The sequence below is a fragment of the Streptomyces sp. OR43 genome, assembly GCF_008042275.1.
GTDB lineage: Bacteria > Actinomycetota > Actinomycetes > Streptomycetales > Streptomycetaceae > Streptomyces.
On record NZ_RDBK01000022.1, the window covers coordinates 114923 to 139473 of the forward strand.

General features: G+C 71.3%; 21 protein-coding genes and 2 pseudogenes. 15 read left to right on the plus strand and 8 right to left on the minus strand.

Translation table 11 applies throughout. The features are described 5' to 3' along the window. Positions 1–27 precede the first annotated feature (27 nt). Positions 28–1773: a BCCT family transporter gene (locus EAO72_RS10320; RefSeq protein WP_187284998.1), complete on the plus strand. Its 1746-nt coding sequence runs from the start codon at positions 28–30 to the stop codon at positions 1771–1773. A gap of 97 nt (positions 1774–1870) precedes the next feature. Here the strand turns inward: EAO72_RS10320 and EAO72_RS10325 are convergent, their stop codons facing one another. Continuing rightward, on the minus strand, positions 1871–2833 hold the full coding sequence (locus EAO72_RS10325; RefSeq protein WP_148016954.1) for an FAD-dependent oxidoreductase: 963 nt from the start codon (positions 2831–2833) through the stop codon (positions 1871–1873). Between the two features lie 66 nt (positions 2834–2899). On the opposite strand from EAO72_RS10325, the pseudogene EAO72_RS10330 reads away from it, so the two are divergent. After that, positions 2900–3120: pseudogene (locus EAO72_RS10330) on the plus strand (oxidoreductase); the annotation flags it as partial. A gap of 66 nt (positions 3121–3186) precedes the next feature. Further along, positions 3187–4824, plus strand: a complete 1638-nt coding sequence (locus EAO72_RS10335) for an ABC-F family ATP-binding cassette domain-containing protein (RefSeq protein ID WP_148016955.1) — start codon at positions 3187–3189, stop codon at positions 4822–4824. Positions 4825–4984: 160 nt separating this feature from the next. Here EAO72_RS10335 and EAO72_RS10345 read toward each other — a convergent pair whose 3' ends face one another. Together EAO72_RS10345 and EAO72_RS10350 are read right to left on the minus strand one after the other, a co-directional pair. After that, entirely contained in the window at positions 4985–7426 is a 2442-nt protein-coding gene (locus tag EAO72_RS10345) for a Tex family protein (protein WP_148016957.1), read from the minus strand. 155 nt (positions 7427–7581) lie between these two features. Continuing rightward, a complete protein-coding gene (locus EAO72_RS10350) occupies positions 7582–8439 on the minus strand; it encodes an SCO6745 family protein (protein WP_148016958.1) in 858 nt (285 codons plus the stop codon). A 133-nt stretch (positions 8440–8572) separates the two neighbouring features. On the opposite strand from EAO72_RS10350, the pseudogene EAO72_RS10355 reads away from it, so the two are divergent. Both EAO72_RS10355 and EAO72_RS10360 read left to right on the plus strand, forming a co-directional pair. Next, a pseudogene (locus EAO72_RS10355) lies at positions 8573–9526 on the plus strand (GlxA family transcriptional regulator); the annotation flags it as partial. Positions 9527–9661: 135 nt separating this feature from the next. Next, complete coding sequence (locus EAO72_RS10360; protein WP_148016960.1) at positions 9662–10300, plus strand: DJ-1/PfpI family protein; 639 nt, start codon at positions 9662–9664, stop codon at positions 10298–10300. Positions 10301–10334: 34 nt separating this feature from the next. Here the strand turns inward: EAO72_RS10360 and EAO72_RS10365 are convergent, their stop codons facing one another. Beyond that, on the minus strand, positions 10335–11093 hold the full coding sequence (locus tag EAO72_RS10365; protein ID WP_148016961.1) for an enoyl-CoA hydratase/isomerase family protein: 759 nt from the start codon (positions 11091–11093) through the stop codon (positions 10335–10337). Positions 11094–11173: 80 nt separating this feature from the next. Between EAO72_RS10365 and EAO72_RS10370 the strand changes: the two genes are divergently transcribed. Continuing rightward, the gene (locus tag EAO72_RS10370) at positions 11174–11803 is read left to right on the plus strand and encodes an HdeD family acid-resistance protein (protein ID WP_148016962.1); all 630 of its coding nucleotides are present in this window, start codon (positions 11174–11176) and stop codon (positions 11801–11803) included. Positions 11804–11937: 134 nt separating this feature from the next. After that, entirely contained in the window at positions 11938–12393 is a 456-nt protein-coding gene (locus EAO72_RS10375; RefSeq protein ID WP_148016963.1) for an ATP-binding protein, read from the plus strand. A gap of 24 nt (positions 12394–12417) precedes the next feature. Here EAO72_RS10375 and idi read toward each other — a convergent pair whose 3' ends face one another. The 4 genes from idi to galE all read right to left on the minus strand — a co-directional run bounded on the left by idi (position 12418) and on the right by galE (position 15727). Beyond that, positions 12418–13011 (minus strand): isopentenyl-diphosphate Delta-isomerase, encoded by a 594-nt coding sequence (gene idi / locus EAO72_RS10380; protein WP_148016964.1) that lies wholly within the window; start codon positions 13009–13011, stop codon positions 12418–12420. Between the two features lie 148 nt (positions 13012–13159). Further along, positions 13160–13564 (minus strand): hypothetical protein, encoded by a 405-nt coding sequence (locus EAO72_RS10385; protein WP_261991406.1) that lies wholly within the window; start codon positions 13562–13564, stop codon positions 13160–13162. A gap of 70 nt (positions 13565–13634) precedes the next feature. Further along, positions 13635–14576 carry a cation diffusion facilitator family transporter gene (locus tag EAO72_RS10390; RefSeq protein ID WP_148016965.1) on the minus strand — a complete coding sequence of 314 codons (942 nt, stop codon included), beginning with the start codon at positions 14574–14576 and terminating at the stop codon, positions 13635–13637. Between the two features lie 137 nt (positions 14577–14713). Next, positions 14714–15727, minus strand: coding sequence for a UDP-glucose 4-epimerase GalE (galE, locus tag EAO72_RS10395; protein ID WP_148016966.1), 1014 nt, complete (start codon positions 15725–15727; stop codon positions 14714–14716). Between the two features lie 374 nt (positions 15728–16101). Here galE and EAO72_RS10400 point away from each other — a divergent pair, with 374 nt between their 5' ends. The 8 genes from EAO72_RS10400 to hpnC all read left to right on the plus strand — a co-directional run bounded on the left by EAO72_RS10400 (position 16102) and on the right by hpnC (position 24537). Beyond that, the gene (locus EAO72_RS10400; protein ID WP_148016967.1) at positions 16102–17934 is read left to right on the plus strand and encodes a DUF5941 domain-containing protein; all 1833 of its coding nucleotides are present in this window, start codon (positions 16102–16104) and stop codon (positions 17932–17934) included. Then, positions 17931–18668, plus strand: a complete 738-nt coding sequence (locus tag EAO72_RS10405) for a phosphocholine cytidylyltransferase family protein (protein ID WP_148016968.1) — start codon at positions 17931–17933, stop codon at positions 18666–18668. Before EAO72_RS10400 ends, EAO72_RS10405 begins: the two co-directional genes overlap by 4 nt. Next, positions 18656–19717, plus strand: coding sequence for an iron-containing alcohol dehydrogenase family protein (locus tag EAO72_RS10410; protein ID WP_148016969.1), 1062 nt, complete (start codon positions 18656–18658; stop codon positions 19715–19717). Before EAO72_RS10405 ends, EAO72_RS10410 begins: the two co-directional genes overlap by 13 nt. Continuing rightward, positions 19695–20474: a CDP-alcohol phosphatidyltransferase family protein gene (locus EAO72_RS10415; RefSeq protein WP_148016970.1), complete on the plus strand. Its 780-nt coding sequence runs from the start codon at positions 19695–19697 to the stop codon at positions 20472–20474. The genes EAO72_RS10410 and EAO72_RS10415 overlap by 23 nt, the downstream gene beginning before the upstream one ends. Before the next feature lie 8 nt (positions 20475–20482). Then, positions 20483–21355 carry a glycosyltransferase family 2 protein gene (locus tag EAO72_RS10420; RefSeq protein ID WP_187285015.1) on the plus strand — a complete coding sequence of 291 codons (873 nt, stop codon included), beginning with the start codon at positions 20483–20485 and terminating at the stop codon, positions 21353–21355. Between the two features lie 107 nt (positions 21356–21462). Further along, on the plus strand, positions 21463–22392 hold the full coding sequence (locus tag EAO72_RS10425) for an ABC transporter permease (protein WP_148016972.1): 930 nt from the start codon (positions 21463–21465) through the stop codon (positions 22390–22392). Next, the gene (locus tag EAO72_RS10430) at positions 22385–23170 is read left to right on the plus strand and encodes an ABC transporter ATP-binding protein (protein ID WP_148016973.1); all 786 of its coding nucleotides are present in this window, start codon (positions 22385–22387) and stop codon (positions 23168–23170) included. Before EAO72_RS10425 ends, EAO72_RS10430 begins: the two co-directional genes overlap by 8 nt. Positions 23171–23616: 446 nt before the next feature. After that, positions 23617–24537, plus strand: coding sequence for a squalene synthase HpnC (gene hpnC, locus EAO72_RS10435; RefSeq protein ID WP_148016974.1), 921 nt, complete (start codon positions 23617–23619; stop codon positions 24535–24537). The last annotated feature ends 14 nt before the right edge of the window (positions 24538–24551 follow it).

Genomic DNA, 24551 nt, shown 5'->3' on the forward strand with positions numbered 1-24551 from the left:
TTTCAGCTTCCGTGAAAGGTGCCATTCGTGTCGCAGGACGATCAGAGAACGGGCGGCAGGGGGGATCTGTCGGTGACGGCGGATCTGCCCGGCGATCCGGCCCAGGGCCGGCGCCCCACGACCGACCGGGTGGTGTTCGGAGTCACCGCGGCCCTCACCCTGGCCTTCGTGGTCTGGGGAGCCACCGCCACCGACTCCCTGGAGGACGTGTCCGATACCTTGCTCAACGGGCTCCTTCACAACGGTGGTTGGGCCTTCATGCTGGCCGCCAGCGGATTCGTGGTCTTCGCCCTCTGGCTCGCCATCAGCAGGTACGGAAACATCACCCTCGGCCAGGAGGGTGAGGGGCCGGAATTCAGGACCGTGTCCTGGGTCGCGATGATGTTCAGCGCCGGCATGGGCATCGGCCTGATGTTCTACGGGGTCAGCGAGCCGCTGGCGCACTTCACGGACCCGCCGCCCGGCACCCACCCCGCCGACGCCGCCGAGGCGATGCAAACGGCGATGGCCACCACCCTCTTCCACTGGACACTCCATCCCTGGGCGATCTACGCGGTGGTCGGGCTGGCCATCGCGTACAGCACCTTCCGGCGTCGCAGGCGGCAGACGATCAGCGCGGTCTTCGAACCGCTCATCGGTCCCCGCCACGCCCACGGCGGTTTCGGCCGCCTGATCGACATCCTCGCCATCTTCGCGACCCTCTTCGGCTCGGCCGCCTCGCTGGGCCTGGGTGCTCTCCAGATCGGCAGCGGATTCCAGGAGCTGAACTGGCAGGAGAAGACGGGCACCGGGCTGCTGGTCCTGATCATCGCCGTGCTGACGGTCGCCTTCGTCGCCTCGGCCATCTCCGGCGTGGAGAAGGGCATCCAATGGCTGTCCAACATCAACATGGTGCTCGCCCTGATCCTCGCCGTCTTCGTGTTCATCGCGGGTCCGACGATCATCGTGCTGGATCTGCTGCCCACCTCGCTCGGCGCCTACCTCGGTGATCTGCCCCAGCTCATCGGACGCACCGAGGCGACCGGCGAGGGCAAGGTGGCCGAGTGGCTGGGCAGCTGGACGGTCTTCTACTGGGCCTGGTGGATCTCCTGGACGCCCTTCGTCGGCATGTTCATCGCCCGGATCAGCCGGGGCCGGACCATCCGCCAGTTCATCGGTGGCGTCATCCTGGTGCCCAGCACCGTGAGCCTGGTCTGGTTCGCGGTCTTCGGCGGAACCGCGATCAAGCTTCAGGAGGCCGGCAGGCTGAGCGGGGCGGGCACCCCGGAGGCCCAGCTCTTCGGCGTACTGGACCAGTTCCCGATCGCCACGGTGATGAGCGTCCTGGTGATGGTGCTGGTCGGCATCTTCTTCGTCTCGGGCGCGGACGCCGCCTCCATCGTGATGGGCACCCTCTCCCAGAAGGGCATCCTCGAACCGGCCAAGTGGGTCGTGATCTTCTGGGGCGTCGTCACCGGCGCCGTGGCGGCGATCATGCTGCTCATCGGCAACGGCAAGGGCAACGCGCTGGAAGGCCTGCAGAACCTGACCATTCTGGTGGCGGCGCCCTTCACCCTCGTGATGATCGGCATGTGCGTGGCGCTGATGCGGGACCTCCGCGAGGACCCGCTGATCGTGCGCCGCGAGTTCGGTGTGGAAGCCGTCGAGTCCGCGGTCATCGAGGGGCACGCCAAGTACGACGGTGACTTCGAGATCCGGATCGGCCCCGGCGGCAGCCAGATCACCACCGAGCACCATGACAAGCCCGGCGGCTCGACGGCCGCGGACAGCTGACCGGGAGGCTCTGCCGGTACGCGGCGGCGCGACGTGTCCCCGGTCCACGCCGGGTACGCGGCGGCTCGTCCTCGGCCCATGATCCGTACGCGGCGGCTCAGCCCACCAGTTGGGCCGCCGCCCGCGCGCACCCCAGGGCCACCGTCACACCCGCGCCCCCGTGCCCGTAGTTGTGCACCAGACGCCCGCCGCCGGGCAGCGGCTCCGCCTCGATCCGCACCCCCGCGTCCCGGGCCGGCCGCAGGCCCACCCGGTGCCCGAGGACCCGCGCCCGGGCGATCTCCGGGCGGACCCGGGCGCACCGGGCCACGATCTCCCGCGCCGTACGGGGATCGGGCACCGTGCTCCAGTCATCGGTGCCCGCCGTGCCACCGAGCACCAGCCGGCCCGGCTGCGGGAAGAAGTACGTCGTCTCGCTCGACGCCGGATCAGCCTCGGTGAACCACTCCTCGATCCCCGGATTCTCCACCAGCACCAACTGACCGCGCACCGGCCGCATCCCGGCGTCCGGGACCAGCTCCCGGGCGCCGAGCCCCGTGCAGTTGACCACCGTCGCCGCCTCCGCCGCCGACTCGTCGAACGAGGTGACGGCGCGCCGCTCCACCGAGCCGCCGGCCGCCCCGACCCGCTCCTCCAGCCACGCCAGATGGACCGGCATGTCGATCAGCGGCAGCCGGCACCGCAGCCCCTCGGCGGTCTCCACCGCACCCTTCAGCTGTCCCGCCCACGGCCCGAGCCCGGCGAGCCGCTCGCCCCGGTGCAGGCCCTCGACGAGCCGCACACCGGTCTCCCGCGGACGGGCGGCCAGCTCCTGGTACCACCGGAGCGAGGCCAGCGACCAGTCGCCCACCCGGTCCCGCGGCTCGATCCGGTAGGGCCACCAGAGAGCGCCCGCGACCGCCGACGTGCTGTCCGCCGCCGGCGCCGCGGACCAGACCCGAACCCGGTCACCGCGTTCCGCGAGCACCATCGCCGTGGTGAGGCCACTGACCCCACCGCCCACCACGATCACATCCGACACTGCCGCCCCGCCGTTCCCGCCGGCTCGGTATCCGCTCATGGCCGGACGCTAACGGAACTCCTTCCTCGCCTGCTCGGCAGGGTCTCCGCTCGGCAAACCCGGGTCATGTCCGCCCCGTACGCGATCTCCGTCCTGGCACCCGCCATGCGGGCCGCCGGCGTTCTGGCCCACCGTGACCACCAGGCGCACCGGCTGGTCATGGACTTCCTCGTCGACGGCCGCCCGCTGCCGTTCCGTCTCCCACCCTCGACGCCGTCTCCCCGCTCGCCTCCGACGTACCACCGGCGGCCTTCACCACCCATGCGGGCCGCCTGCTCCTCGGAGCCCCCGTGAGCCACCGGCGGGCCTGAGCGCCCGGGGCGGTCCGGCGGCCGATTAGGATCGGCACCCTGATGACTGCCACTCTCGTCGCCAAGGACCTCGCCGCCGGACACGGCGACCGCACTCTCTTCGCCGAGCTCGACCTCGTGGTCGCGCCCGGTGACGTGATCGGTCTCGTCGGAGTCAACGGCGCCGGAAAATCGTCGCTGCTGCGACTCCTCGCCGGGCTCGACCAGCCGGAGGAGGGCGAGCTGCGGCTCTCCCCGCCCACCGCCACGGTCGGCCACCTGCCGCAGGAGCCGGAGCGCCGCCCCGACGAGACCGTGCGCGCGTTCCTGGCGCGCCGCACCGGCGTCGCCGACGCCCAGGCCGCGATGGATACCGCCACCCAGGCCCTCGTGGACGGGGCGCCCGGAGCGGACGACGCGTACTCCGAGTCGCTGGAGCGCTGGCTCGCACTCGGCGGCGCCGACCTGGACGAGCGGGCCGAGGAGATCGCGGCCGACCTCGGCCTCACCGTGGGGCTCGACCTGCCGATGACCGCGCTCTCCGGCGGCCAGGCCGCCCGCGCCGGACTCGCCTCGCTCCTGCTGTCCCGCTACGACGTCTTCCTGCTCGACGAGCCCACCAACGACCTCGACCTGGGCGGTCTGGAACGGCTGGAGCGGTACGTCTCCGGGCTGCGCGCCGGCACGGTCGTCATCAGCCACGACCGCGAGTTCCTGATGCGCACGGTCACCAAGGTCCTCGAACTCGACCTCGCCCAGCAGCAGATCAACCTGTACGGCGGTGGCTACGCGGCCTACCTGGAGGAGCGCGACCGGGCCCGCAGGCACGCGCGTGAGGAGTTCGAGGAGTACGCGGACAAGCGCTCGGCGCTCGAGGGCCGGGCCCTGATGCAGCGTTCCTGGATGGACAAGGGCGTCAGGAACGCCCGTCGCAAGGCCGGCGACTCGGACAAGATGGCCCGCAAGTTCCGCAGCGAGTCGAGCGAGAAGCAGGCCGCGAAGGCCCGGCAGACCCAGCGCATGATCGAGCGCCTCGACGTCGTGGACGAGCCGCGCAAGGAATGGGAGCTGCGGATGGAGATCGCCTCCGCGCCCCGCTCCGGCTCCGTCGTCGCCACCCTGCGCGAGGCCCGGGTCGTCCTCGGCGACTTCGCCTTCGGTCCCGCCTCGCTTCAGATCGACTGGGCGGACCGGGTCGCCATCACCGGCGCCAACGGGGCCGGCAAGTCGACGCTGCTCGCCGCCCTGCTCGGGCGCCTCCCGCTGGACTCGGGGCACGCGAGCCTGGGCTCGGGTGTGGTGGTCGGCGAGGTCGACCAGGCACGGAAGCTGTTCCACGGCTCGGAGTCGCTGCTGGAGGCGTTCTGCGCCGCCGTTCCGGACACGGAACCCGCCGAAGTCCGTACGCTGCTCGCCAAGTTCGGTCTGCGCGCCGACCATGTGATGCGCCCGGCGACCACGCTCTCCCCGGGCGAACGCACCCGCGCGGGGCTCGCGCTCCTCCAGGGCCGCGGCGTCAACCTCCTGGTGCTGGACGAGCCCACGAACCACCTGGACCTGCCCGCGATCGAACAGCTGGAGTCGGCGCTGGACTCCTACACGGGGACGCTGCTGCTGGTCACGCACGACCGCCGGATGCTGGAGGCGGTCCGCACGACACGCCGCGTCGAGGTGGCGGGCGGCCGCCTGACGGAGATCTGACCGCTACGCCCTTCCTCCGCGTGCATGCTCCCCGGCCCCTCGGGCGCCTTCAGCCCCTCCGGCGTTTGAGGAGCGGGGTCCGGGGCGGAGCCCCGGTTACGGGAAGGGGCGGGGAACAAGCCCGCCGCAGGCGCACCCACCCCACCCACCCCCGCCAGGGCTACCGCTTCCTGCCACCCTGCTCGGGCTTCAGCAGTCCCGCCCGCCGCAACGCGTCGGCCATCGCCCCGTTGGCCGGAGCCGCGGCCGGCGCCTGACGGGCGCCGCCCCCGTTACCGCCCCCGCCACCGCGCCGGTCACGCCCCTGGCCGCCCTGAGCGCCGCCCTGACCGCCACGCGCACCCGAAGCGCCCTGCCCCTGTCGCTGCCGCGGCGGACGCCCGCCGCGCTCACCGGCGCCGGCACCGGACCCCGCACCCGCCCCGGGCCCCGCCTCGTCGTCCAGCCGCAGCGTCAACGAGATCCGCTTCCGCGGGATGTCGACCTCCATGACCTTGACCCTCACGATGTCACCCGGCTTCACGACATCCCGCGGGTCCTTCACGAAGGTCCTCGACATCGCCGACACATGCACCAGACCGTCCTGGTGCACGCCGACGTCGACGAACGCCCCGAACGCCGCGACGTTCGTCACGACGCCCTCCAGCACCATTCCGGAGGCCAGGTCGCCGATCTTCTCGACGCCTTCCTTGAAGGTCGCCGTCTTGAAGGCCGGACGAGGGTCGCGCCCCGGCTTCTCCAGCTCCTTGATGATGTCGGTGACGGTCGGCAGCCCGAACTTCTCGTCCACGTAGTCGTCCGCCCGCAGTGTCCGCAGCACACCCGTGTTGCCGATCAGCGAGGCGACGTCGCTCCCCGTCCGCTTCACCATCGCCCGGACCACCGGGTACGCCTCCGGGTGCACGCTGGACGCGTCCAGCGGGTCGTCACCCCGGATCCGCAGGAAGCCCGCGCACTGCTCGTACGCCTTCGGGCCCAGCCTCGCCACGTCCTTGAGGCCCTTGCGGGAGCGGAACGGGCCGTTGGCGTCGCGGTGCGCCACGATGTTCTCCGCGAGCCCCGAACCGATGCCGGAGACCCGTGAAAGCAGCGGCGCCGACGCGGTGTTGACGTCGACCCCGACCCCGTTCACACAGTCCTCGACGACCGCGTCCAGCGACCGCGACAGCTTCACCTCGGACAGGTCGTGCTGGTACTGCCCGACCCCGATGGACTTCGGGTCGATCTTCACCAGCTCGGCGAGCGGGTCCTGGAGGCGGCGGGCGATCGAGACGGCGCCGCGCAACGACACGTCCATGTCCGGGAGTTCCTGCGAGGCGAAGGCCGAGGCCGAGTACACGGAGGCGCCCGCCTCCGACACCATCACCTTGGTCAGCTTCAACTCCGGGTGCTTCTCGCACAGTTCACCGGCGAGCTTGTCCGTCTCGCGCGATGCGGTGCCGTTGCCGATCGCGATCAGATCGACATCGTGCGCCTTCGCCAGCTGCTCCAGCCTGGCGAGCGACTGGTCCCACTTGTTGGCCGGGACGTGCGGGTAGATGACATCGGTCGCGACGACCTTGCCGGTCGCGTCGACGACGGCGACCTTCACTCCCGTACGGAAGCCGGGGTCGAGCCCCAGCGTTGCCCGTGTGCCGGCCGGAGCGGCCAGCAGCAGATCGCGCAGGTTGGACGCGAAGACGCGTACCGCCTCGTCCTCCGCCGCGGTGCGCAGCCGCAGCCGCAGATCGATCCCGAGGTGGACGAGGATCCGGGTCCGCCAGGCCCAGCGCACCGTGTCACCGAGCCACTTGTCGCCGGGGCGCCCGCGGTCGTTCACCCCGAAGCGCCGGGCCACCATGTTCTCGTAACCGGACGGGCCGGGCGTGTCGGACGGCTCCTCCGGCTCCAGGACCAGGTCGAGGACATCCTCCTTCTCGCCGCGGAGCATCGCCAGCACCCGGTGCGAGGGCAGCGCGGTAAACGGCTCGGCGAAGTCGAAGTAGTCCGCGAACTTGGCGCCCGCCTCCTCCTTGCCGTCCCGCACCTTCGCCGTCAGCCGCCCGCGCGTCCACATGCGCTCCCGCAGGTCGCCGATCAGGTCGGCGTCCTCCGAGAAGCGCTCGGTGAGGATGGCGCGGGCCCCCTCCAGGGCCGCCGCGGCGTCCGCGACTCCCTTGTCCGCGTCGACGAAGGCCGCGGCCGCGGTGAGCGGATCCGCCGACGGGTCGTCGAGCAGGCCCGAGGCGAGCGGTTCGAGACCGGCCTCGCGGGCGATCTGGGCCTTGGTCCGCCGCTTCGGCTTGAACGGCAGGTAGATGTCCTCCAGCCGCGCCTTCGTGTCGGCGGCCCGGATCTGCGCCTCCAGGGCCTCGTCGAGCTTGCCCTGCTCCCGTACGGATTCGAGGATCGCCGCCCGGCGCTCCTCCAGCTCCCGCAGATACCTGAGCCGCTCCTCCAGCGTGCGCAGCTGCGCATCGTCGAGCATCTCGGTCGCTTCCTTGCGGTAGCGCGCGATGAACGGCACGGTCGATCCGCCGTCGAGCAGCTCGACGGCCGCCTTCACCTGTCGCTCGCGTACGCCGAGCTCCTCGGCGATCCTGCCTTCGATGGACGTCGTCACGGTTCTACCGACTCGCCTTCTCCTGCTGGCTGTGCTGGTCGGGCCCGGGGCCGCCCGTTCGGGCGGGCACCGGAGCCACTCGCCTGCATTGTGCCGCGTGGCCGCGTGCCGTGTCGCCCGGCCACCCCAGTTACCGGCCGCCGTTTTCCGGCAGGTCAGCCGGTCGCGTCCGCCGGGAACGCGCCCGCGGCCAGGGCGATGCCGAGGAATCCGCGCCCCAGCTCCGTCAGCCGGGCCACGCCCGCGCCGCCGAGATGCTCGTACGGTGCCACGTCCATCCGGTCCGTGGCCTCCTCCAGGCCTGACCGCAGTGCGGTGCCCTCTTCCGTCAGTTCACCCTCGGCGGTGAGCAGCCCACGCTCGCGCAGTCGCGCGGACGCGTCCTCCCAGTCGGTGCGCCGCCAGCCGCGGCTGGCCAGGATCCAGCGCGGCGCCATGCCCTTGCCGGTGGCCGTGTGGCTGACCAGGGCCTCCATCGGGTCGAGCGAGGCCCCGAGGAGAGCGGCGAGATGCGCGTCGCCGCGGTGCTCGCGCAGGAGCGTCGCGGCGTGCCAGTACGCCAGGTGCGGCTGCGGCGGCACCGGGAGGTCGGCGTGCGCCGCGTAGAGCGGCCGGGCGTGTCGCGTGCAGCCCTCGGTGGCGCGCAGGGCCAGCCCGGCCGCCTCGGCCATCTCGGGGGAGGCGATGACCTCCTCGCCGAGCAGCCGGCGCAGCGTCGAGTCGGCGGCCCGCAGCCGCGCCGACAGGACCGCCTCCGGCGAGGCGATCTCCCAGACGGCGGGCACGTGCCTGGCCACGAGCTCGTGGTTGAAGTTGTAGAAGGTGGCGGTGACCGTCCCCGGGCCGACCGCGCCCATGGCGGCGGCACGCGAGGCGAAGTAGGCGGCGGAGGGATCGTCGATCCCGATCCCGCCGAGCTCCTTGCCGAGGTCGGGGGAGAAGTAGAGCGCGGAGTGCAGCGGGTTGAGGGCGTTGTGGCAGCGGCGTCCGGCACGGGGCGGAAGAGTACTCATCCCCGCACGTTACCGACTGGTCGGTACGTGCCGGAACCCTGGGGCCCGGTGAATCACGCCGCATCCCGGGATGGCAGGAAAGGTGGGCTGCCCGTCATTGCGGCCTTCCGCCAGGCTGCCCAGGATGGCGGACATGAAGCAGCGATCCGTCCTCGTCGTCCTCTTCGACGGCGTCCAGAGCCTCGATGTCACCGGGCCCCTGGAGGTCTTCGCCGGTGCCTCCCGGTTCCCGGAGGTCGCGTACGAGCTGCGCACCGCCTCGCTGGACGGCGCGCCGGTGCGCTCGTCGAGCGGCCTCGTCCTGGTCCCCGACGGCAGCCTCGCCGACGCCGTGACGCCCCACACCCTCCTCGTCCCGGGCGGCGAGGGCACCCGGGAACCCGCCCCTGACCTCATCGGCTGGCTGCGTGCGCGCGGCCCGCGGCCCGAACGGCTCGTCTCCGTCTGCAGCGGCGCCCTGCTCCTCGCCGCGGCCGGACAGCTGGACGGGCACCGGGTGACCACGCACTGGAACGTCTGTGATCACCTGGCGCGTACCTACCCGGCCGTCGAGGTCGACCCCGAGCCGATCTTCGTACGCGACGGGCGGCTCGCCACGTCCGCCGGGGTCACCGCGGGCATCGACCTCGCGCTCGCCCTCGTCGAGGAGGACCACGGCCGGGAGGTGGCCCTCACGGTCGCCCGCCACCTGGTGGTCTTTCTGCGCAGACCCGGCAACCAGTCCCAGTTCAGCGCCCAGCTCACCGCCCAGACGGCCCGCCGCGAACCGCTGCGCGCCGTCCAGCACTGGATCACCGAACACCCCGGCGAGGACCTCTCCGTCGAATCCCTCGCCGCCCGCGCCCGGCTCTCGCCGCGCCATTTCGCCCGCGCGTTCCAGGCGGAGACCGGCATGACGCCCGGCCGGTACGTCGACCGCGTGCGCCTCGAACAGGCCCGCCGGCTCCTGGAGGACACCACTGACGGAGTCACCGGGATCGCGCACACCTGCGGCTACGGAACCCCCGAGGCGATGCGCCGGGCGTTCCTCAAGGCGCTGGGCACCGGACCCGCCGAATACCGGCGGCGGTTCAGCTCCCGCCCGGCGGGCGGCCCCGCCACCACCACGAAGCAGCGCACCCGGCCTGACCCCGGGCATCCGCTCGCTCCAGATCCAGACGGACCCCACGGTCCTGCCCCAGACCGAACTCCTCGACACTGACCGGAAGGCAGGCAGTCACCCATGCAGATCGCGATCGTCCTCTTCGACCGCTTCACGGCGCTGGACGCCGTAGGACCGTACGAGATCCTGAGCCGGGCGCCCGGCGCCGAGACCGTGTTCGTCGCGGAGTCGGCCGGCGCGGTGCGCAACGACAGCGGCGGCAGCCTGGCGCTGGTCGCCGACCGGACACTGGCCGACGTCCCGGCACCCGACCTGGTGATCGTCCCCGGTGGCCCCGGGCAGAGCGCCCAGATGGACAACGAGGCCCTCCTCGGCTGGCTGCGCCGGGCGGACGCCACCAGTACCTGGACGACCTCCGTCTGCACCGGATCACTGCTGCTCGCGGCGGCGGGACTGCTGACGGGACGGCGCGCGACCTCGCACTGGCTCGCGCGGGACACGCTGAAGGAGTACGGCGTGGAGCCGACCGGCGAACGCGTGGTCACGGACGGCAAGTACGTCACCGCCGCGGGCGTCTCCTCGGGCATCGACATGGGCCTCACCCTGCTCGGCCGGATCGCCGGTGACGAGTACGCGCAGGCCGTGCAGCTGCTCGCGGAGTACGACCCGCAGCCGCCCTACGACGCGGGATCACCCGAGAAGGCCCCGGCCGCCATGGTCGAGCAGTGGCGGGCCAAAAGCCGCTTCATCCTCGAGTAGCCCGCGCAGAAGGCAGTAGCCCGGGCAGCGGGCCCTACGCTCCGGCCGGCCAGGTGAAGCGGGGCGTGCGGCGTTCCAGGAAGGCGGCGACCCCCTCCGCGGTGTCGCCGCTGCCGCGCGCCTGCTCCGCCCAGTACGCGTCCCGGTCCACGCGCCCGGCGGCGAACTCCTTCGCCGCCGCCTGGGTCAGCCGTGAACGGGACACCAGCGTCCGTACGTACGCCTCGACCCGCTTGTCCAGCTCGCCGGCGGGCAGCACCTCGTCCACCAGGCCGGTCCGCAGCGCCCGGTCCGTCCCGATCAGCTCCCCGGAGAACAACAGGTGCTTGGCGGTCGCCGGCCCGGTGAGCGCGACCAGCCGCCGTGTCGACGAGGCGGGGTAGACGATGCCCAGCTTCGCCGGGGTGACGCCGAACGACGCCCCCTCCTGCGCGAACCGCAGATCGCAGGCGGCCGCCAGCTGGCTGCCCCCGCCCACGCAGTAGCCGCGCACCGCGGCGAGCGTCGGCCGGGGGAAGGCGGCCAGCGCCTCCTCCGCCTCCACGGCGAGACCCTGCGGCGCGCCCGAGGGGTCGCGGAGCGAGGAGATGTCCGCGCCGGCGCAGAAGGTGTCCCCGGCGCCGGTCAGCACCAGGGCGTGCACCGACGGGTCGGTGGCCAGCCCGTCGAGCAGCACGGGAAGCGCCTGCCACATCGCGGCCGTCATCGCGTTGCGCTTGGCGGGGTTGCTGATGACGACGGTGGCGACGCCGTCCGCGACGGTGTGCTCCAGCCGGGGTTCCGTACGGTCCATACGCCGGATGCTATCCATGCCGTTCGAACCTATGATCAAGAAGGGGTCGCGAAGCAGGTACGCACCCTGAGGAGTGTCCGGTGGCCGATCCCGATCCCGTCGAAGAGGGCAGGAAGCTCCACCGCGGTTTCAGCGGTCTGGCCCTGCTCGGCATCCTGCTCGTCGTCGCTGGCCTGGTCGGTCTCGTCTACACGGGCGTCGCCACGCTCACCTCGATGATCCTCTTCGGCTGGCTGCTGCTCATCGGCGGCCTGGTCGGGCTGCTCCACGCGATCCAGTCGCGCGGAACCAGTTACTTCTGGCTGGGCGTCGTGGTCGCCGCGCTGAACATCGCCGCCGGGGTCGTCGTCATCCGCCACCCCCACGGCACCGCCGAGGCACTGACCATGTTCGCCGCCCTGCTGTTCCTCACGGGCGGAGTGTTCCGCCTGGTGGGCAGCGTCGTGGTGCGCGGACCCCAGTTCGGGTGGACGCTGCTGCAGGGCGCGTTCGGACTGCTGCTCGGGCTGCTGGTCCTCTTCGACTGGCCGCACAGCAGCCTCTACGTCCTCGGCTGCTTCTTCTCGCTCGCGCTGCTCTTCGACGGGCTGGGGCTCATCGCGATCGGTGTCGGCGGCCGGCGGATCGTGTCGATGGTCTCGGCCCAGATGGCACCCGGCGCCGACGCGGACGGCCTCGCGGAGGAAGAGCAGAAGCGGTCCGAAAGCTGACGGACCTGCGCTCATTCGGTCAAGTTCCGTCGATTGAAGTCGACTTCTGTTCAGTGGTACGGACCGAGCCGACTACGCCCCGCACCCTGTACTCGACGTGCAGTCACCACCGAGTGGAGAGCGGGTACCGGACAATGGAGAGCCGCGGGAGTGTCCCCGCCCGGCCCGTGTCGTACGAAGGGGTCTGGCGGTTCACCGCCCCGGCCACGGACGTCTCCGTACCCCAGGCCCGGCACGCCGTACGCGACCTGCTGAAGCGCCAGGGCGTCCCCGTGGACGACGACATCGCCCAGGGTCTGCTGCTCATCGTCTCCGAACTGGCGACCAACGCGGTCAAGCACGCCGCACTGCTCTCGCCGGAGCTCGCGGTCGAGGTCGCCGTGGGCGCCGAGTGGATCAGGGTGTCCGTCGAGGACAACCACCCCTACCGGCCGACGGCCCTGGAGACGGACTACGCGCAGACCGGCGGGCGCGGGCTCCTGCTCGTCCGTGAGATCACCCGGGAAGCGGGCGGCACCTGCGACGTGGAGCACACCGCGGGCGGCGGAAAGGTCATCTGGGCGGCCCTGCCGCTCAGCACACGGCTGTGACCCCTCCGCGCCGGCGGGTCGCGCCTACCAGCCCGCAGCCGGTCCGGTCAGCTCCCGGATCGCCGGACGGGCGGCGTCCAGCACCGTCATGAACCAGGCGGAGAAGGGTGCCCGGGCATGCCGCTCGGCCAGCTCCCCGGCCGTCACGAAGGCCGTCTCGCCCACCTCCTCGGGATCCGGCCGCAGCTGCTCCTGGGCCATGCCCACGAAGAGGTGGTTGAACTCCTGCTCGACCAGACCCGACGCGGGATCCGGGTGGTTGTAGCGCACCGTGCCCGCCTCGGCCAGCAGCGAGGGCGAGACGCCCAGCTCCTCGTACGTCCGCCGGGCGGCGGCGGCGAAGGGCGCCTCACCCGGATAGGGGTGGCCGCAGCAGGTGTTGGACCAGACACCGGGGGAGTGGTACTTGCCGAGTGCGCGGCGCTGGAGCAACAGCCGGCCCTGCTCGTCGAAGAGGAACACGGAGAACGCCCGGTGGAGTTGCCCCGGTGCCTGGTGGGCGGCGAGCTTCTCCGCCGTGCCGATGGTGGTGCCGTTCTCGTCGACCAGTTCGAGCATGATCGCTTCTGCTGCGCCGTTCGACGAGTTGTTCGCCGCGGTGGCTGGTGTGGTCGGCATACCCATCCTTCGCTATGGACTCGGCCCCGAGCGCCGGTCCCGTCGAGTCTGCTCAAGTCTGCCGTACAAAAGCGGCTTGTCCGCACTTCGGTGCTGGCATGTCCGGCCCCGCCGCACCGCCCCGGCACGCCGGGCCCCGGACGGCGTGTCAGACCCCGGACGCCGCCGGATACTCGGTCCTGCCCCGCGCGACGGCTGCGGAACCATCGAGGACCAGGGCCGTCATCGCCTCGTGGGACACCTCGAAACCTGGCCGGATTCCGTACCGCGGGGCGGGCGCGAAACCGGACTCCGGGCAGGACTCGCGACGACCGGGCACCAGGACCCGTGACTCCCCGCGCAAGCGCGCGGCATCGCGCAGGGCCCGTACGCCGGCCAGGCCGGCTTCGGACTCCGTCGGGAACGCGGCGGCCCAGGGCGCGTGCACGGCCGCGCCGTCCGCAGCGGTCTCGGGACGGGGGCTCCAGCGGGCTTCGGCGGACGGACACACCGGATCGCCGTCATGCGGGACAGAGGGTGGCGAGTCGTCCAGGGAGTGGTCGTCGTCGGTCAACGTGGGCAGCCCTTGAGTGATTCGTACATCGCTGCGAAAACCCTACACCGCGGGTCCGGCCGGCCCCGGGTCAGTGGCAGAGCTTCGCCTCGTGCTCGGCGTGGCCGCTCGGCTCCAGCTGGAACGTGCAGTGCTCGACGTCGAAGTGGTCGCCGAGGCAGCCCTGCAGCTCATGGAGGAGTTTCTCGTGCCCGATCGAGTCGAGGAACTCCTGATGCACCACCACATGGGCGGAGAGGACCGGCATGCCCGAGGTGATCGTCCAGGCGTGCAGGTCATGGACGTCCAGCACCCCGGGCAGTGCCGTGATGTGGTCGCGCACCTCGCCCATGTCGACCCCCGGCGGCGCCGACTCCAGGAGGACGTTCAGCGTCTCGCGGAGCAGCTTCACCGTGCGCGGGACGATCATGAGCCCGATGACCAGCGAGGCGACCGGGTCCGCCGCCTGCCAGCCCGTCGCCAGGATGATGCCCGCCGAGACCAGCACGGTCACCGAGCCCAGGGCGTCGGCCAGCACCTCCAGATAGGCGCCGCGCACGTTGAGGCTGTCCTTCTGCCCGCGCGTCAGAAGCGACAGCGACACCATGTTCGCGACGAGGCCGACCAGGGCGAAGGCGATCGTCAGCCCGCCCCGGGTCTCGGCCGGGGTGATGAAACGCTCCACCGCCTCGAAGAGCAGATAGCCGCCCACCCCGAGCAGCAGGACGCAGTTGGCCAGCGCGGCGAGGATCTCCGCACGGGCGTAGCCGAAGGTCCGGTTCGGCCCGGCCGGTTTGTTCGCGAAGTGGATCGCCAGCAGCGCCATGCCGAGACCGAGGGCGTCGGTCGCCATGTGGGCGGCGTCGGCGATCAGCGCGAGGGAGCCCGACAGCACACCTCCGACGACCTCCATGACCGCCACGGCGAGCGTGATGCCCAGCGCGACCCTCAGCCGCCCCTGGTACGCGGCGGCCGCCGTGCCGGTGGGCGCGGGCCCTCCGTGCGCATGTCCGTGATCGTGCCCTGCCCCCATGGGGACGCCTCCCGGTCGTCTGCGGGCCCGGACGCGAACGGCCCGGGCCCTGTCAGTGAACTACGGGTGGGGGGTATCGGGCAACCCGGCACTGAACACCGTTGTCAACTGCTCTGACCTGCGGAAATGCTTGCAGGTCAGAGCGGCGGACCGGCCCTTTCGACCTCCTGCCGGGCCACGCTGCCGGGATGGTGCAGCAGCCAGCCCTGCCAGGCCGACTCGACCATCTCGCGCACCCCGCGCCGGGCCGTCCAGCCCAGCTGCCCGGACATCCGCTCGCACGAGGCGACCGCCTTCGCGGCGTCCCCGGCGCGGCGCGGCTCGGTCTCCGGCTTCAGCTCGTGGCCGGTGACCTCCGCCACCAGATCGGCGAGCTCGCGCACCGAGACGCCCTCGCCGCGGCCGATGTTCACGGTCAGGTCCCCGGGACCGTCCTGCGCGGCCAGCCGGCGGGCCACGGCCAGATGCGCGTCGGCCAGATCGGCCACGTGGATGTAGTCGCGGACGCAGGTGCCGTCCGGGGTGGCGTAGTCGTCCCCGAAGATCCGCGGCGCCTCACCGCGGGTCAGCCGGTCGAAGAACATCGGGATCACGTTGAAGACGCCCGTGTCCGCCAGCTGCGGCTCGGCGGCACCCGCCACGTTGAAGTAGCGCAGACAGCCGGTGGACAGCCCATGGGCCTGCCCGGCCGCCCGCACCAGCCATTCGCCGGCGAGCTTGGTCTCGCCGTACGGACTGATCGGGACGCAGGGGGCCGCCTCGGTGATCGTCTCCGCTTCCGGTACGCCGTAGACGGCGGCCGACGACGAGAACAGGAAGCGCCGTACCCCGGCGGCCGCGACGGCCTCCAGGAGGACGTTCAGCCCGGTGACGTTCTCCCGGTAGTACAGAAGCGGCTTCTCGACGGATTCGCCGACCTGCTTCTTCGCTGCGAGATGCACCACACCGGTCACCTCGTGCTCCGCGAGCACCCGGTCCAGCAGCGCACGGTCCGCCGCCGAACCACGGACCAGCGGGACGTCCTTCGCCAGCCGGTCCGGGTTGCCCGTCGAGAGGTCGTCGAGCACGACCACCCGCTCGCCGGCTTCCCTCATCGCCCGCACCACGTGGGCCCCGATGTATCCGGCTCCGCCGGTGATCAGCCATGTCATGGCGGCCAGGTTAGAGGGTCCGGCGACGGCGTGACCCGCGCCGCATGCCCCGGCCGCCGCGACGCGGGGCCCGCGTCCCATTCCTCCTGTGGTGCGCGACCCGCGCCGCAGGCCCCCGCCCGCCGTGACGCGCGACCCGGTGTCGCATGCCCGCCTCCTGTGACGCAGGAGCCGCGTTTTGTCAGCCGGGGCGGCCATCGACGATGATGATCGCGGACGGGGCCGGATGATGCCGGTCCTCCCGGAACAGAGCACAAACGGGCAGTGAACTCCCGCTTCCGTTCATCCGATAGCCTCTGCCGACATGCCGCCGGCCGTATTCAGGGCCGCACTGTCGCGCGCCGACCCGTGTCAGCACCAAGGAGTGAGTTCGTCTGTCGACCGCCATTCTCACAGGTGCTCCGGTACCCGGATCCTCGCTCCAGGACGATCTGAGGTCACTGGGCTTCGACGTACAGACCGCCGCCGACGTCACCGAGGCGGCCCGGTTGCTGTCCGCGGTGCCGGCCGAAAGCCGCGTCGCCCTCGTCGACCCCCGCTTCGTCGGTCATGTTCACGCCCTACGGCTCGGACTGACCGACCCCCGCTTCCCCGCCGCCACCGTGCCCGGAGCGCTCACCGCGCAGCCCGAGGCGCGTCCCGCCCTGGTCCGCGCCCTGCGCACCACCACCGAGGCAGTCGGCGCCGGAGTTCCCGCAGGCCCGCCCGGCACCACCGTCACGGTCACCGACCGCACCGTGCCCGGCCGGCTCGCCGCCACGATGGACGCCGAGGGCACCGCGGTCCAGCGCCCGGAGCTCGGCTCGCTCGTCGCCACCGTTCCGGCGGACGAGGCCGCACGCGCCACGGCGCGGTCCGGTGTCGCCGCCGTCGACGACGAGGCGGTCCGGCTGCGCGGCGCCGTGAAGGCCCGCGACGGCTTCTTCACCACGTACTGCATCAGCCCGTACTCGCGCTACCTCGCCCGCTGGTGCGCGCGCCGCGGCTTCACCCCGAACCAGGTCACCACCGCGTCCCTGCTGACCGCGCTGGTCGCGGCCGGCTGTGCCGCCACCGGCAGCCGCGGCGGATACGTCGCCGCAGGGCTGCTCCTCCTCTTCTCCTTCGTGCTGGACTGCACCGACGGGCAGCTCGCCCGCTACTCGCTGCAGTACTCGACGATGGGCGCCTGGCTCGACGCCACCTTCGACCGGGCCAAGGAGTACGCGTACTACGCGGGTCTCGCCCTCGGCGCGGCACGCGGTGGTGACGACGTCTGGGCGCTGGCGCTCGGCGCGATGGTGCTCCAGTCCTGCCGCCATGTGATCGACTTCTCGTTCAACGAGGCGAACCACGACGCGGTCGCGAACTCCAGCCCCACGGCCGCCCTCTCCGACAAGCTCGACAGCGTCGGCTGGACGGTCTGGGTGCGCCGGATGATCGTGCTCCCGATCGGTGAGCGCTGGGCGATGATCGCCGTACTGACCGCGCTGACCACCCCGCGGATCGTGTTCTACGCGCTCCTCGTCGGCTGCGCCTTCGCCGCCTGCTACACCACCGCCGGCCGGCTGCTGCGCTCCCTGACCCGTAAGGCCCGCCGCACCGACCGCGCCGCCCAGGCCCTCGCCGACCTCGCCGACTCCGGCCCGGTCGCCGAACTCGTGGCGGCCCGCGGCCCCCGGATCCCCGGCGCCTGGAGCGCCCCGGTGGTGGCGGTCGTCGGTACCGGCGCGCTGATCGCCGCCGCGCTCCAGCAGCCCTTCGGCAGCCGGCAGATGATCGCCGCCGCCGTCTTCTACGCGATCTGTTCCGGCATAGCCGTCGCGCGCCCGCTCAAGGGCGCGCTCGACTGGCTCGTGCCTCCCGTCTTCCGGGCGGCGGAGTACTGCACGATCCTCATCCTGGCCGCGCGCAGCGACATCGACGGTGCGCTTCCCGCGGCCTTCGGCCTGGTTTCGGCGGTCGCCTACCATCACTACGACACGGTGTACCGCATCCGAGGCGGCACCGGCGCCCCGCCGCAGTGGCTGGTGCGCACGATCGGCGGTCACGAGGGCCGGACCCTGGTGGTGGCCGTACTCGCCGCCGTACTCACGGGGGCCTCCGACTTCACCGTGGCCCTCACCGCCCTCGCGGTCGCCGTGGCCCTGGTCGTGCTCGTGGAATCCATCCGTTTCTGGGTGTCCTCCGGGGCGCCCGCCGTTCACGACGAAGGAGAACTCGCATGATCGGCCTCGTACTGGCAGCCGGCGCAGGACGGCGCCTGCGCCCCTACACCGACACGCTCCCCAAGGCCCTCGTGCCGGTGGACGGCGAGAAGACGATCCTCGACCTCACGCTGGCCAACTTCGCCGAGATCGGGCTCACCGAGGTCGCGATCGTCGTCGGCTACCGCAAGGAAGCGGTCTACGACCGCAAGGCGGAGCTGGAGGCGAAGTACGGCCTGAAGCTCACCCTCGTCGACAACGACAAGGCCGAGGAGTGGAACAACGCCTACTCGCTGTGGTGCGCCCGTGAGGTCCTCAAGCGCGGTGTGATCCTCGCCAACGGCGACACCGTCCACCCGGTGTCCGTCGAGCGGACCCTGCTGGACGCGCGCGGCAAGGGCCAGAAGATCATCCTCGCCCTCGACACGGTGAAGAACCTCGCCGACGAGGAGATGAAGGTCATCACCGACGGCGACAAGGGCGTGCGTCGGATCACGAAGCTGATGGACCCGGCCACCGCCACCGGCGAGTACATCGGCGTCACCCTCATCGAGGCCGAGGCCGCCGAGGAGCTCGCCGACGCGCTCAAGGCCACCTTCGAGCGCGACCCGGACCTCTACTACGAGGACGGCTACCAGGAGCTCGTCAACCGCGGCTTCACCGTCGACGTGGCCCCCATCGGCGAGGTCACCTGGGTCGAGATCGACAACCACGACGACCTCGCGAAGGGCAGGGAGATCGCATGCCAGTACTGACCCGGCTGATCCCCTCCCCGGTCTTCGTCGACATCAGCCGGGGCGCCATGGACGACCTGGCCGGTCTCCTCGTCGACCAGCGGATCTCCGCGTCCGGCAAGCTCGCGATCGCCATCAGCGGCGGCTCCGGGCAGGCCCTGCGCGAGACACTCGCCCCGGCCCTGCCGGGCGCCGACTGGTACTGCGTCGCCGGCGGCAACATCGACGCCGCCGTGAAGCTGGCCGACGACATCAAGGGCAAGCGCTACGACGCCGTGGTCGGCCTCGGCGGCGGCAAGATCATCGATGTGGCGAAGTACGCCGCGGCCCGGGTCGGCCTGCCGCTCGTCTCGGTCGCCACGAACCTCGCCCACGACGGTCTCTGCTCGCCCGTCGCGACCCTGGACAACGACAACGGCCGGGGCTCGTACGGGGTCCCGATGCCGATCGCCATGGTCATCGACCTCTCGGTGATCCGCCAGGCCCCGGACCGCTTCGTGCGCTCCGGCGTCGGCGACGCGATCTCCAACATCTCCGCGATCGCCGACTGGGAGCTCTCGCACCAGGTCAACAACGAGCAGATCGACGGACTGGCCGCCGCCATGGCCCGTACCGCCGGCGAAGCCGTCCTGCGGCACCCCGGCACCGTCGCCGACGACGAGTTCCTCACGGTCCTGGCCGAGTCGCTGGTGCTCTCCGGCATCGCCATCTCGATCAGCGGTGACACCCGCCCGTCGTCCGGCGCCTGCCACGAGATCAGCCACGCCTTCGACCTGCTCTTCCCCAAGCGGGCCGCCAGCCACGGCGAGCAGGTCGGCCTCGGCGCCGCCTTCGCCATGCACCTGCGCGGCGCCCGCGAGGAGTCCGGCCTCTTCGCCGAGGTCCTGCGCCGGCACGGCCTCCCGGTCGTGCCCGAGGAGATCGGCTTCACCGTCGACGAGTTCGTCCAGGCCGTCGACTACGCCCCGCAGACCCGTCCGGGACGTTTCACGGTCCTGGAACACCTCAACCTGTCCACCGACCAGATCAGGGACGCGTACGCCGACTATGCCAAGACCATCAGTAGCTGAACTCCGCCCTGTCGTTCACCCCCCGGGCGTCAAGGACCGGCGCAGCGGTGAACACTGGGCGGGCCGGATATACATGCGCGAGGTCTCGCTGCGTGTGGACCGGTACCTGGTGAACACCAAGGTCACGCCCAACCAGCTGACGTACCTGATGACCGTCGCCGGCGTGCTCGCCGCTCCGGCCCTGCTCGTGCCGGGCATCCCCGGTGCGCTGCTCGGTGTCCTCATGGTCCAGCTCTACCTGCTGCTGGACTGTGTCGACGGCGAGCTCGCCCGCTGGAAGAAGCAGTTCTCGCTCGGCGGGGTCTACCTGGACCGGGTCGGTGCCTATCTCTGTGACGCCGCCGTGCTGGTCGGATTCGGCCTGCGCGCCGCGGACCTGTGGGGCACCGGGCGGATCGACTGGCTGTGGGCCTTCCTGGGCACGCTCGCCGCGCTGGGCGCCATCCTGATCAAGGCCGAGACCGACCTGGTGGGAGTCGCGCGTCACCAGGGCGGGCTGCCGCCGGTCAAGGAGTCCGCCTCCGAGCCGCGCTCCTCCGGCATGGCGTTCGCCCGCCGGGCCGCCGGTGCGCTCAAGTTCCACCGGCTGATCCTGTGCGTCGAGGCGTCGCTGGTCATTCTGGTCGCGGCCGTCCTGGACGCGGTCCGCGACGACCTCTTCTTCAGCCGCCTGGCGGTCGCGGTGCTGGCCGGCATCGCCCTGCTGCAGACCCTCCTCCACCTCGTGTCGGTCCTGGCATCGAGCAGGCTGAAGTGAGCTCCCCCATGAAACTCGGCGCGGTCATCATCACGATGGGCAACCGCCCGGCCGAGCTGCGCGCCCTGCTCGACTCGGTCGCCAAGCAGGACGGCGACCGCATCGAGGTGGTCGTCGTCGGCAACGGTTCCGCCGTCCCGGAGGTCCCCGCAGGCGTGCGGACCGTCGAGCTGCCGGAGAACCTGGGCATCCCCGGCGGCCGCAACGTGGGCATCGAGGCCTTCGGCCCGTCCGGCGCCGACGTCGACGCGCTGCTCTTCCTCGACGACGACGGGCATCTGCCGCTCACCGACACCGCCGAGCTGTGCCGGCAGGCGTTCGAGGCCGATCCGAAGCTCGGCATCATCAGCTTCCGGATCGCCGACCCGGACACCGGCGAGACCCAGCGCCGTCATGTGCCGCGGCTGCGTGCCGCCGACCCGATGCGCTCGTCACGGGTGACGACCTTCCTCGGCGGCGCCAACGCCGTGCGCACCCGGGTCATCGCGGAGGTCGGCCCGCTGCCGGGCGACTTCTTCTACGCGCACGAGGAGACCGACCTCGCCTGGCGTGCCCTGGACGCCGGCTGGCTGATCGACTACCGCGCGGACATGGTCCTCAACCACCCCACGACCGCGCCGTCCCGCCATGCCGTCTACCACCGCATGGTCGCCCGGAACCGGGTCTGGCTGGCGCGGCGCAACCTGCCCGCGCCCCTGGTCCCCGTGTACCTCGGGGTGTGGCTGCTGCTGACCCTGCTGCGCAGGCCCTCGGGCCCGGCGCTGAAGGCATGGTTCGGCGGCTTCCGCGAAGGCTGGTCGACACCCTGCGGACCGCGTCGCCCGATGAAGTGGCGTACGGTGTGGCGGCTGACCAGACTCGGCCGGCCTCCGGTGATCTGAGACGGTTCGCCTCTGGGAGCATGAGGCGTAAATTTTCTTTCGGGACCTGTCCGCCCTGAGCCGCGCCCGCGACTGGCCGCGCGTTTTGAATACGAGAGTTTCATCTGGTGAGTGACACAACCCATGACGGTGCTGTTGCGCTGAGCACCCCGCCCTCGGCCGATGACGGCCTGAGCCCAGGCGATCTGGCCGTGAAGTACGGCCTGACGGTCAGCGGCGCCCGGCCCGGGCTCTTCGAGTACGTGCGTCAGCTCCGCGGGCGACGCCACTTCATCATGGCGTTCTCCCGGGCCAAGCTGACCGCCCAGTACAGCCAGGCCAAGCTGGGTCAGTTGTGGCAGGTGGCCACCCCGCTCCTGAACGCCGCGGTGTACTTCGTCATCTTCGGCCTGATTCTCGGTACGAAGAGGGGCATGGAGCCGGAGGTCTTCATTCCCTTCCTGGTCACCGGGGTCTTCGTCTTCACCTTTACCCAGAGTTCGGTGATGGCCGGGGTCCGTGCGATCTCCGGCAACCTCGGCCTGGTGCGGGCACTGCACTTCCCGCGGGCCTCGCTGCCCATCTCGTTCTCGCTCCAGCAGCTCCAGCAGCTGCTGTACTCGATGATCGTGCTGGTCGCCGTGACCGTGGGGTTCGGCAGTTACCCGCGGCTGTCCTGGCTGCTGGTGATTCCCGCGCTGGTCATGCAGTTCTTCTTCAACACCGGACTGGCGCTGATCATGGCGAGGCTCGGCGCCAAGACGCCCGACCTGGCCCAGCTCATGCCCTTTGTGATGCGGACCTGGATGTACGCCTCCGGCGTGATGTTCTCCATCCCGGTGATGCTCGCCGACAAGCCGGCCTGGATCGCCGATGTGCTGCAGTACAACCCGGCGGCCATCTACATGGACCTGATCCGGTTCGCGATGATCGACGGTTACGGCTCCGAGAACCTGCCCGCGCATGTGTGGGTGGTGGGTCTGGCCTGGGCGCTCCTGGTGGGCGTGCTGGGCTTTGTGTACTTCTGGAAGGCAGAGGAGCGGTACGGCCGTGGCTGAGCACAACACCGCGGGGCGCATCCCCACCGTGATCGCCGACGACGTGCACATCGTGTACCGCGTCAACGGCGGCGGCGGTGGCAAGGGCGGCGCCACCGCGGCACTGAGCCGGATACTGCGCCGCGGGAAGGGCGAGGAGCGGGGTGTCCGCAAGGTGCATGCCGTGCGCGGCGTCTCCTTCACCTCCTACCGCGGCGAGGCGATCGGCCTCATCGGTACGAACGGCTCCGGCAAGTCCACCCTGCTGCGGGCCATCGCCGGGCTGCTGCCGACCGAGAGCGGCAAGGTGTACACGGACGGGCAGCCCTCGCTGCTCGGCGTGAACGCGGCGCTGATGAGCGACCTGACGGGCGAGCGGAACGTCGTGCTCGGCGGGCTCGCCATGGGAATGAGCCGCGAGGAGATCCGCGAGCGGTACCAGAGCATCGTCGACTTCTCCGGCATCAACGAGAAGGGCGACTTCATCACCCTGCCCATGCGGACGTACTCCTCCGGTATGGCGGCCAGGCTGCGCTTCTCCATCGCCGCCGCCAAGAACCACGACGTCCTCATGATCGACGAGGCGCTGGCGACCGGTGACCGCAAGTTCCAGATCCGCTCCGAGGCGCGCATCCGGGAGCTCCGCAAGGAGGCCGGGACCGTCTTCCTCGTCAGCCACAGCAACAAGTCGATCAGGGACACCTGCGACCGGGTGCTGTGGCTGGAAAAGGGCGAACTGCTGATGGACGGTCCGACCGACGAGGTACTGAAGGCGTACGAGCGCGAGACGGGCAAGTAGGGCGACACCGACATCGCGTACCCGAGCGGCCTCTGCCGGAGCCTTCCGGCAGAGGCCGCTGTGCTGCTTGCGGATCGTCGGCCGCGTCCCGGACGTCCACGGCTCGTCGTACGGCACCCGGCAAGATCTCCTCCCGCCGGATGACGTCAATTTCCTTGCACAAGGGGAAAGTTGACAGAGCGAAGCGCGCAGGTGTTGCGCGCCCCACACCCCGGCGTATGGATGAGCGTTGTACAACGTAAGCTGTACCGGTGCTGATTCGTGGCAAGTGGGGCGATACCGCCTGGGAGGACGGCGCGTCGTCGTCCTCCGCACTCGGGAGAGCGGGCGGCGTGTCCGGAATGGGATGTTTTGGGTCGGCAGTGTAGAACGGGAGATGTGACGGCTATGACGGAAGATCTCCAGCTCCGAGGTGCTCACGCCGTCCTCGCGCAGGGCGGTCCGCAGTGACCCGTACCCCGCAGGCGCGGCTTGATTCCGCCGTACCCGGAACCCTTGACAAGGCCGCCGACGAGAACTTCCCGGTGGCCCCCTTCTTCCTGCCACGCGCCTGGCGCGACGACCTGATGGCCGTCTACGGCTTCGCCCGGCTCGTCGACGACATCGGTGACGGCGATCTCGCCCCCGGCGGCGCCGACGCCCGACATCTCGGTCTCGACCCGGCCGAGGGCGAGGACCGGCTCGCGATGCTCGACGCGCTGGAGACGGACCTGCGCCGGATCTTCGCCGTCACCGGCGAGACACCGCACCACCCCCTCCTCCAGGCACTGCGCCCCACGGTGCGGCGCCGCGCACTGACCCCCGAACCCTTTCTCGGCCTCATCGAGGCCAACCGGCAGGACCAGAAGATCCGCCGCTACGGGACGTACGAGGAGCTCCTCGCGTACTGCGAGCTCTCCGCGAACCCCGTCGGCCGCCTGGTCCTCCAGCTGACCGGCACCGCCAGTCCCGAGCGCCTGCGCCGCTCCGACGCCGTCTGCACCGCGCTGCAGATCGTCGAGCACCTCCAGGACGTCGCCGAGGACCTCGGCCGGGACCGGATCTATCTGCCGGCCGACGACATGGCGAGGTTCCATGTCACCGAATCCGACCTGGCGGCACCGTCCGGGGGCGCGTCGGTGCGGGCGCTGATCGCGTACGAGGCCGAACGCGCCGCAGATCTGCTGAATGAAGGCACCCCTCTGGTGGGTAGCGTCCACGGCAGGCTCAAGCTGCTTCTCGCCGGATTCGTGGGAGGGGGGCGTGCCGCCCTCACCGCGATCGCGGCCGCCGGGTTCGACGTACTGCCCGGACCCCCCAAACCCACCAAGCCCAGCCTGCTGCGCGAGGTGGGAGTTGTTTTGCGAAGAGCGCGTAGAGAGGGGTGAGCCGGACCGTGGAG

Coding starts and splice junctions, on each gene's coding strand:
- EAO72_RS10325 (WP_148016954.1), bottom strand. CDS start 2,833: ATGAGCGGATACCGAGCCGGCGGGAACGGCGGGGCGGCAGTGTCGGAT.
- EAO72_RS10335 (WP_148016955.1), top strand. CDS start 3,187: ATGACTGCCACTCTCGTCGCCAAGGACCTCGCCGCCGGACACGGCGAC.
- EAO72_RS10350 (WP_148016958.1), bottom strand. CDS start 8,439: ATGAGTACTCTTCCGCCCCGTGCCGGACGCCGCTGCCACAACGCCCTC.
- EAO72_RS10360 (WP_148016960.1), top strand. CDS start 9,662: ATGCAGATCGCGATCGTCCTCTTCGACCGCTTCACGGCGCTGGACGCC.
- EAO72_RS10365 (WP_148016961.1), bottom strand. CDS start 11,093: ATGGACCGTACGGAACCCCGGCTGGAGCACACCGTCGCGGACGGCGTC.
- EAO72_RS10375 (WP_148016963.1), top strand. CDS start 11,938: ATGGAGAGCCGCGGGAGTGTCCCCGCCCGGCCCGTGTCGTACGAAGGG.
- idi (WP_148016964.1), bottom strand. CDS start 13,011: ATGCCGACCACACCAGCCACCGCGGCGAACAACTCGTCGAACGGCGCA.
- EAO72_RS10390 (WP_148016965.1), bottom strand. CDS start 14,576: ATGGGGGCAGGGCACGATCACGGACATGCGCACGGAGGGCCCGCGCCC.
- galE (WP_148016966.1), bottom strand. CDS start 15,727: ATGACATGGCTGATCACCGGCGGAGCCGGATACATCGGGGCCCACGTG.
- EAO72_RS10405 (WP_148016968.1), top strand. CDS start 17,931: ATGATCGGCCTCGTACTGGCAGCCGGCGCAGGACGGCGCCTGCGCCCC.
- EAO72_RS10410 (WP_148016969.1), top strand. CDS start 18,656: ATGCCAGTACTGACCCGGCTGATCCCCTCCCCGGTCTTCGTCGACATC.
- EAO72_RS10415 (WP_148016970.1), top strand. CDS start 19,695: ATGCCAAGACCATCAGTAGCTGAACTCCGCCCTGTCGTTCACCCCCCG.
- EAO72_RS10420 (WP_187285015.1), top strand. CDS start 20,483: ATGAAACTCGGCGCGGTCATCATCACGATGGGCAACCGCCCGGCCGAG.